The sequence below is a fragment of the Allofournierella sp. genome (genome assembly GCF_048388525.1).
In the GTDB taxonomy this organism is placed as follows: Bacteria; Bacillota; Clostridia; order Oscillospirales; family Ruminococcaceae; genus BQOK01.
The window spans coordinates 34,686-42,957 of record NZ_DBGCTQ010000095.1; the positions used below are offsets into that span (position 1 = coordinate 34,686).

Here is an 8,272-nt window from a genome sequence, read left to right on the forward strand (position 1 = left end):
TACCGAAACAGCGGGGCCCGTGACCGCAAACAGCAAAAAAGGGCCTCCAAACAACAAAAACAGATTGTGCAGCAAAAAAAATTTTATGGTACAATAAACCACAGAGAAAAAAGGAGCCGATGCCCTGTGATCCGGATCGCGATCTGTGACGACCAGCCCGAAGACGCCCGCGGCCTCGAGCGGCTGCTGCTTGAGCGGCAGCCGGGCCTGCCGGTGCGCCTGTATGCCTCCGCGCAGCCCCTGCTGTGGGATCTGGAGACCGGCAATGCCTGCTTCGAGCTGTTTTTTTTGGATATCTGTCTTCCCGGCACCGGCGGCCTCGAGGCCGCCCGGCGCATCCGGGCCCGCCAGCCGGACGCCCTGATCGTGTTTGTGTCCACAAGCCGGGAATTCTACCGCGAGGCCTACGACCTGTTCGCCTTCAATTACCTGGAAAAGCCGGTGGATCCCGCCCGCCTGGGCAAGGTGCTGGACCGGGCGCTGGACCAGCTGGCCGTCCAGGCGGATCAAAAGGTGAGCTTTTCCTTCCGCTCGCGGGAATACAGCGTGCGCTGCGCCGATATCCTGTACGTCTCCAGCGCCGGCCACCAGCTCACTCTGCACCTGCGGGGCGGCGGGGCGCTGCCCTGCTATGGCAAGCTGGCCGAGTTTGCCGAGCGCCTGCCCGGGCGCTCTTTTGTGCGGTGCCACCAAAGCTATCTGGTAAATCTGGGCGAGATCACGGCGCTGGAACCGGGCGGCTTCCGGGTGGGCGGCGCGCTGGTGCCCATCTCCAAAAGCTATTCCCAGGCGGCCCGTGCCGCCTATCGGGCCCATTTGTTCCAAAACTTCGACTGACGGTGAAAAGAGGCGGTTTTGAATGCAGGATGTCTGGATCCTCGTGCGGGCGGCGGTCAACAGTCTGTGCCCCATGGCTCTGCTGTTCTCCATGGTGGAATTCAAGTGCAAGCCCCGCACCGCCTGGGGCGCCTTTGGGGGGCTCTCTCTTTTTGCTGTGGCGGCCAATGTAGGGCTGTATTATCTTCTGGGCCGCGAGGCCATGATGCAGCTGTTCGCGGTGGTGGTGGCCGTGCCCAGCCTCGCGGCCCTGCTGCTGCTCACGCGGGACAGGCTGTCCCAGCTGCTGTTCAGCTTTTTCACCGCCGTCAACGCGCTGTACCTGGCGTCGATCCTGGGGCGGCTGGTCACCGGCATGAGCGAGGCCCCCTGGCTCGAGGCGCTCACCCGCGCGCTGTTTTATGGCGCGCTGATCTGCGTGTTCCGCCGCTGGCTCAACAAACCCTACCACTTCGTGGCCCAAAACCTGCGCGCGGGCTGGCGCATCATCGCGCCCATCCCCTTTTTGTTTTTCTGTATGGTGATGTTTTTGGGGCTCTACCCCACCGTGCGCACCGACAATTTTCCCGCCGTGATCCTGCTGTACGGCGTGCTGGTGCTGGTGTACCTGGTCATCTACCGGGTGTTCCGCAGCACCTACGAGCTGCTGATGCAGCGCCAGGAGCAGCAGCGGCTGGAGCTGCAGCTCGCGGCGCAAAAACAGTATTACGAGGCGCAGCTGGAAAGCCAGCAGGCCATGCGCCGCCTGCGGCACGATTTCCGCACCCATGTGCGGGTGCTCTCCGGCCTGCTGGCCCAGCAAAAAAACAGGGAGGCCGCCGAGTATCTGCAGCAGGTCAGCCATTACACCGACGAGCTGGACGCCGCGCCCTGGTGCAGCGACCCCTATCTGAACGCGGTGCTCAGCAGCTACGCAGCCCGCTTCCGGCAGGCCCAGGCGGCGTTTGAGTGCCGGCTGCAGATCGGCTCGGTGCAGCTGCCCCATGTGGAGCTGTGCCTCATCCTGAACAACGCGCTGGAAAACGCGCTGGAAGCCTCGCTGGCGCTGCCTGCGGCCCAGCGCCAGGTGAGCGTGCAGATGCAGGTGCGCCAAAGCCAGCTGCTGCTGCGGGTGCGCAACCGCTGCGGCAAGGTGGCCCTCGAGGGAGAGTGGCCGGCCAGCACCAAGCCCGGGCCCGGCCATGGCTGCGGCCTGCCCACCATCGGCGCGGCGGCCCGGCGCCTGCAGGGCGCCGCAGTCTGCGAGGTGAAGGACGGCTGGTTCACCCTGGACGTGACCGCCGGCCTGCCCCTCTCCGGGCCTGCCTCCCCGCCCGCGCGGTCCAGCCCCACGTTTTGATCCCGCTCCCGTCATTTTATAGCAAAGCCCCCCGCGGCGTGCCGCGGGGGGCTTTGTCTCTATTTTCCGTTCTTTGCCGGTTCCCGGCCGTGACCCTCGCGCTTTTGCTCATACATCCCGGCATCCGCCCGCCGGTAGGTGCCGTGCAGATCATCGTCCTGCGCCGGGTCGAACATCGCCCCGCCAATCGAGAGCGAGGTCTCCACCGGCCAGTCCTCCCGCAGTTCCTCAAAATACCACTTGATGGCTTCTTCGTCCCGCTCCAGCTGCTCCGCAGAGGCCTGCGCATACAGGGCGGCAAATTCGTCGCCCCCCACCCGGTACAGGGCCGCCCGGCTCCCCAGCGCCTGGCGCAGCGCCTCGGCAGCCCGCTGGATGTACCGGTCCCCCACGGCGTGGCCCAGGGTGTCGTTCACCTGCTTCAGGTGATCCAGGTCCGCCACCAGCAGCCCGCTGCCCCGGCCCGCGCCGCCTGCGATCGCATTTTTCAGATCCACCTCAAACGCATTGCGGCTTTTCAGGCCGGTCAGCTGATCGGTATTGGCCATATCCTGGTAGGTGGGGTTGGACACCCGGCGGAAAAACAGCACGGCAAACGCCACTGAAACCAGGCACAGCAGCACGATGCAGCCTGGCGCCGCCCGGCGCAAAACCAGATAGGTGTTGTACTGGTGCTCGGCGTCAAACTCAATGCCCACCACCCCCAGAACGCTGTCTGCCTCGCCGTGGATGGGCAGGTAGGTGATAAAAATCTTGCCCCAGTCGGTCTTTTGAATGTGGTCGGGCAGAACGTTTTCGCCCGCCAGCGCGCGCCGCATGGCCGGCTCGATCTCCGGCTCCAGCCGGTCGCCGGGGTAGCGGAAGTCCTCTTCCTCGCTCAGCCCGTCCACCACATACACCAGTTCGCCCCGCTCGTTCTGCTTGGCCGTGTACAGGTACAGCACCCCCGTGGATTCCCGCACAAAGCGCAGCAGCTGCTGGGTCTGGCGGTAGGTGGTGCTGGCCATGTCCTCCGGCGCGTCGATGCCCCGAAAGGTGCTTTCGTCCAGCCTGCCGTCCAGCAACGTGTAGATCGCCTGCACCCGCTCCCGCAGCGAGGTGATCATGTCCGCATAGGTAATTTCATAGCTCAGACCAAAGGTAAAAAGGGTAGTCACAAGCACCATCACGGCCATAAAAAGCGACACCTGGATGTCCACCCGCCGGATTCTCCGCCGGATGGGCCGGTGCCTGTTCTGTTGCTTCATTCCGCACTCCTCATTCCGGGGAAAAGTCTTTGTTTTCGCCGCCTTCGCGCCTGCGCGGCTTTTTCACCGCGGCGGGGCGTGCAAAACGCATGGCCCCGAAAACAGCCTGGAGCCAATTGTAATTATTATAACACAGTAGCGTGCGAAAGGCATCCAGTCGCTTTTCACGATTAATCCACAATTTTCTGCCACTTTTGCACAAAATGCACAGCGGCGGGCAGGCTTGCCCGCCGCTGTGCATTTTTGCCCTGCAAAATGGCCTTGCAGGAAGATATAAAAATCTGTTTTTTATGCGCGCGGCGTTCTTCCCCGCACGGTCAGCCCGCCAGTTCCTCCATGGCCTCGCGGGTGGTGTCGGCAGAAAACAGAAAGCTGCCGCTTTGGGTGTATACCTCCACATGGGAGCCGACGTATTTGATCACGTAATCCATTTCCATCTTCCAAAACCGCCTTTCCTTGTTTGCATTTCGGCGGGACCCTGCGCCCCTGCCCTATGCCTTTATTATAGGCGGTTTCAAGTACCATAAATCGGACTTTTAAGTTTTTTTCAAAAATTTTCCAGAATTTGTTCCGCGCGGGGCCGTTTTATTCCGCCGCCTGGGCGAGCCGCCGCCGAAAAAAGTCCGTATATTCCTGCGCAATGGGCGAAAGGGGCCGCTCTGCCGGGCACAGGTAGCCGATGTTCAGCTGGGTGCCCGGAATGGGGATATTCACCAGGCCGTACCGGTCGTTGTATTCCCGCGAATGGGGCAGCACCGCGCTGAAGGCAAGGGTGTGGGCCACAATGTCCCGCCGGCTGGTGATCGACTGCACCCGGATCAGCCGGTCCGGATCCAAAAATTTCAAAAAAGGCATGCTGTAAGTGCCCTCGCCCTCCGCCATGGTAAAGTCCACATAGGGGTAATCGTGCAGCGCCTCAAACGAAAACGCCCCCGGCTTTGCCAGAGGGTGGTCCTTTGCAAGCTGCACGAACATGGGCGCTTCCAGCAGCACCTCGCACCGCAGCCGGGCCGCACCGCAGCGCTCGGCTAAATCATACGCCACCGGCAGCACAAACACAAACACGTCGTACTGGCCCTCCGCCGCCGCGCGCACGGGATCGCTCGCCTGGTCCGAAAAGCAGGAAAAATGCAGCTGCGGCTGGTGCTGGTACCTTTGGCACAGGTCGGCAAAGGCCTCAAAGGCCGGGATATAGCGCGAGCTGTTCAGCCTGAAACAGCAGTCCGGCTGGCCCTTCACGTCCTCCAGCAGCGCGTTCAGCTGCTGAATGATCCCCCCCGCCCGGCGCACCAGGCGCCTGCCCTCGGGGGTAAGCGCCATGCCGGTGGCGGTGCGCTGGAACACAGCCACGCCCAGCTCGGCCTCCAGGTTTTTCACCGCGTTGCTGATGTTCGGCTGCGATAAAAACAGGTTGCGGGCGGTCTGCGACACCGACCCCGTGCGGGCGATCTCCAAAACGTATTGCAGCTGCTGAATGGTCACGGCGTTCTCCCCCTCAAGGCGCTTTTTTTCAGTATACCTTTCTTTGGCTGAATTTGCAAAATTTCCGGCCAAATTTTGTGGATATACTCACAAAAAATACCCCCTATCGGGAATCCATATTTCCCAAAAAATTTCCCCGGTGCTATTCTTTGTTTGTCGGCCAGCGCATCCCGGGAAATGCGGCGTTACACAAAGCAAGGAGGAAACAATGGATACTTTACAGTTCATCCGGCAAACAGCCGCCGAAAAGGCGGCCCTCATCTCGCAGGTCAACCGCGGGGTGTGGCAGAGCGCCGAATTCGGCTACAGCGAAACCGAGAGCAGCGCCCTGATCGCCCAGGTGCTGCGCGGCGAGGGCTTTGCGGTCCAGACCGGCACAGGCGGCCTGCCCACCGCGCTCGAGGCAACCTGGGGCCAGGGCGCCCCGGTCATCGGCATTCTGGGCGAGTACGACGCCCTGCCAAACCTCAGCCAGGAGGCCGGCGTGGCCGAGCCCCGGCCCATCCCCGGCCAAAAATGCGGGCACGGCTGCGGCCACAGCGCCCTGGGCGCCGGGGCTGTGGGCGCGGCACTGATCCTGAAAGAATGGCTCCAGGCCACCGGCACGGCCGGCACGGTAAAATTTTTCGGCTGCCCAGCTGAGGAAACCGGCTTTGGCAAGGCTTTCATGGCCAAAGCCGGCTGCTTTGCGGGGCTCGGCGCCGCCCTTACCTGGCACCCCATGGACATGAACGCCGCCATGGCGGTGCGTACGGTGGCCTACTATAAGGTCAGGTTCGACTTCAAGGGCCGCACCGCCCACGCGGGGGCCTGCCCAGAGCAGGGCCGCAGCGCGCTGGACGCCTGCGAGCTCATGAACGTGGGGGTCAACTACCTGCGCGAACACATCATCAGCCAGGCGCGGGTGCACTATGCGTATCTGGATTGCGGCGGCGACGCCCCCAACGTGGTGCAGGAGCGCGCCTCGCTGCTGTACTTCGTCCGCGCCCCCAAACTCACCGACAGCGCGGCCATTCTCGAGCGCATCAAAAAGATCGCCCAGGGCGCGGCCCTGATGACCGAAACCGAGGTCACGGTCACGGTGTTGGGAGGGCTGAGCGACACCGTGCCGAACCCCACCCTCTCCAAGCTCCTGTCCGATTCCTTCACCGCCCTGGGCGGGCCGGACTTCGGCGAGGAGGAATACGCCATTGCCCGGCGCTACCTGGCCGCACTGACCCCCGAGGCGCGCGCCGCCGTGCTGGCCCAGGGCGCAAAGCTCAACGGCGTCACGGAAGACGAGTTCGCCCTCCGCCCCCTGAACACCGCCGTGATCCCCTTCCAGCCCCAGATGATGGCCGTGGTCACCACCGGCTCCAGCGACGTGGGCGACGTGAGCTATCTTGTTCCCACCGCACAGCTCACCGCCGCCACTGCCATTCCCGGCACCGGGCCCCACACCTGGCAGTTTACCGGCCAGGTGGGCACCTCCATCGGCGACAAGGGCAGCCAGGCCGCCGCGCGGGCCATCGCCCTGGCGGCCGCCCGCCTGTTCGAGCAGCCGGCCCTGCTGGAAACTGCAAAGCAGGAGCTTTTGGCCGAGACCGGCGGCCGCTACCAAAGCCCCATCCCCAGCGGCATTTCCTATACCGACGTAAACCCCAAAACGCCAGGCCAGGCATAAAAGGAGGAGCATTATGACCTTCAGCAGTATCATGAACAGCCCGCTTTTGTACATCCTTGTGGCGGCGGGCATCGGCTACGTTCTCATTTTTTCGGTCCTCACCCTTCGCCGCTCTTACAAGCATGCCCTGAAGCTGGGCATGGAAAAGGGCAAGGTGCGGGGCGTCATCACCTCCGCCATGGTCTACTCGGTGGTGCCCTCGCTCTCCATTGTGGTGGGGCTGTTCAGCCTGGCCGCCGTGCTGGGGGTACCCTGGTCCTGGTTCCGCCTTTCGGTGGTGGGCTCGCTTATGTACGAGCTCATGGCGGCCGACATGGTGGCCACCGGCGCAGGCTATGAATCCGTGGCGGCCCTCGGGGCCGCGGGCGACCCCAACATCGTGGGCACCGTCATGTTCGTTATGAGCATCAGTATCCTGGGCGGCATCGTGGGGGTGCTGCTGTTCGGAAAAGGCATTCAGAAAAACATGGCCAAGGTGCGCGGCAAGGGCCCCTTCGGGGTGTTGGCCATCAGCGTTCTGCAGCTGGCCCTCATGGCCGTGTTCCTTCCCTCCATGGTCACCAGCGGCGCGGTGTACATCGCGGTGCTGCTCACCTCGGCGGCGGTGGCCATTCTGCACCAGCTCATCATCAAAAAGACCGGCTGGAAATGGCTGGGCAACTTTGTCATGGCCGATTCGCTGGTGCTGGGCATGCTGTCGTCCCTGGCCTGGACCAAAGTTTTTTAAGGGAGAAGGAGGAAACGACACAATGGATACAAAATATTTCGACCGCACACACCGGTTCGGCCGCGTGGGCGTGGTCATCGGCCTGGCGTTCATGTTGGGCATCCCCGCTGTCATCTCGGCGGTCTACCACGTGTGGCCGCAAAGCCTGGGCACCGTGTTCGCGGTGGGCGGCGGCCTGCTGGCGGTGTTCCTGCCCGCCAATATTTCCGAGGTCCTCAGCTACACCCCCATCCTGGGCTCCTCGGCCTACATCACCTTCCTCACCGGCAACGTGATGAATCTTAAGCTGCCCTGCGCCATCAACGCCATGGCCCTGACCGAAACCTCGCAGGGCACCGAGGAGGGCGACACCGTGGCCAGCCTGGCGGTGGCCGCCTCCTCGGTCATCACCACGGTGATCATTGCGGTGGGCGTGCTGCTGCTGGTGCCTCTGCAGCCCATCCTCACCCTGCCCGCGGTGCAGACCGCCACCACCTACATGCTGCCCGCGCTGTTCGGCTCGCTGTTCCTGGGCATGTTCGACAATAAGTGCGGCAGCGAGTACGTGGCAAAGGGCAAGCTGAAATGTGTGATCCTGCCCATGGCGCTGGTCCTGGCGGCGAACTGCTTCATGTCCACCGCCGGCATGGAGGGCATCCTCATGCTCATCGCCATGCCGCTGATCGTGCTGTCCGCCTGGGTGCTGTACAAAACCGGCCAGATCAAGATGATCCCGCTCAAAGAAACACAGGCGGCCTCCCCGGCCGAAAAATGACCTCAAAGCAGCGGCGGCCCGGGCATTGGCCCGGGCCGCCCATTTTACCGAAGGGCAGGTATCCCATGAACGCATTTGATATCATCGGTCCGGTCATGATCGGGCCGTCGTCGAGCCACACGGCTGGGGCGGTGCGGATGGGGCTGGCGGCGCGGGCGCTGCTGGGCGCAGAGCCGGTGCGGGCCGAGATCGGGCTGCACGGCAGCTTTGCCCGCACCTACAG

7 protein-coding genes and 1 pseudogene are annotated in these 8,272 nt (G+C 63.3%); 6 read left to right on the plus strand and 2 right to left on the minus strand.

Translation table 11 applies throughout. The annotated features are described in order from the left end of the window. Positions 1 to 126 precede the first annotated feature (126 nt). The gene (locus ACMLHZ_RS11445; RefSeq protein WP_418667825.1) at positions 127 to 837 is read left to right on the plus strand and encodes a LytR/AlgR family response regulator transcription factor; all 711 of its coding nucleotides are present in this window, start codon (positions 127 to 129) and stop codon (positions 835 to 837) included. 22 nt (positions 838 to 859) lie between these two features. After that, on the plus strand, positions 860 to 2,176 hold the full coding sequence (locus ACMLHZ_RS11450; RefSeq protein WP_418667826.1) for a sensor histidine kinase: 1,317 nt from the start codon (positions 860 to 862) through the stop codon (positions 2,174 to 2,176). A gap of 59 nt (positions 2,177 to 2,235) precedes the next feature. On the opposite strand, the gene ACMLHZ_RS11455 is transcribed toward ACMLHZ_RS11450, so the two are convergent. Next, positions 2,236 to 3,423, minus strand: a complete 1,188-nt coding sequence (locus ACMLHZ_RS11455) for a diguanylate cyclase domain-containing protein (protein WP_418667827.1) — start codon at positions 3,421 to 3,423, stop codon at positions 2,236 to 2,238. Positions 3,424 to 4,008: 585 nt separating this feature from the next. Next, positions 4,009 to 4,905, minus strand: coding sequence for a LysR family transcriptional regulator (locus ACMLHZ_RS11460; RefSeq protein WP_418667828.1), 897 nt, complete (start codon positions 4,903 to 4,905; stop codon positions 4,009 to 4,011). A gap of 208 nt (positions 4,906 to 5,113) precedes the next feature. Between ACMLHZ_RS11460 and ACMLHZ_RS11465 the strand changes: the two genes are divergently transcribed. The 4 genes and pseudogenes from ACMLHZ_RS11465 to ACMLHZ_RS11480 all read left to right on the plus strand — a co-directional run. Continuing rightward, positions 5,114 to 6,568, plus strand: a complete 1,455-nt coding sequence (locus ACMLHZ_RS11465; RefSeq protein ID WP_418667829.1) for an amidohydrolase — start codon at positions 5,114 to 5,116, stop codon at positions 6,566 to 6,568. A gap of 13 nt (positions 6,569 to 6,581) precedes the next feature. Beyond that, positions 6,582 to 7,295 (plus strand): DUF5058 family protein, encoded by a 714-nt coding sequence (locus ACMLHZ_RS11470; RefSeq protein ID WP_418667830.1) that lies wholly within the window; start codon positions 6,582 to 6,584, stop codon positions 7,293 to 7,295. A gap of 22 nt (positions 7,296 to 7,317) precedes the next feature. Further along, entirely contained in the window at positions 7,318 to 8,049 is a 732-nt protein-coding gene (locus tag ACMLHZ_RS11475; protein ID WP_418667831.1) for a hypothetical protein, read from the plus strand. Between the two features lie 65 nt (positions 8,050 to 8,114). Next, a pseudogene (locus ACMLHZ_RS11480) lies at positions 8,115 to 8,272 on the plus strand (L-serine ammonia-lyase, iron-sulfur-dependent, subunit beta); the annotation flags it as partial.

Excerpts from the sequence above, each read along its gene's own strand:
- ACMLHZ_RS11450 (WP_418667826.1), top strand. The coding sequence starts at position 860 with ATGCAGGATGTCTGGATCCTCGTGCGGGCGGCGGTCAACAGTCTGTGC.
- ACMLHZ_RS11455 (WP_418667827.1), bottom strand. The coding sequence starts at position 3,423 with ATGAAGCAACAGAACAGGCACCGGCCCATCCGGCGGAGAATCCGGCGG.
- ACMLHZ_RS11465 (WP_418667829.1), top strand. The coding sequence starts at position 5,114 with ATGGATACTTTACAGTTCATCCGGCAAACAGCCGCCGAAAAGGCGGCC.
- ACMLHZ_RS11470 (WP_418667830.1), top strand. The coding sequence starts at position 6,582 with ATGACCTTCAGCAGTATCATGAACAGCCCGCTTTTGTACATCCTTGTG.
- ACMLHZ_RS11475 (WP_418667831.1), top strand. The coding sequence starts at position 7,318 with ATGGATACAAAATATTTCGACCGCACACACCGGTTCGGCCGCGTGGGC.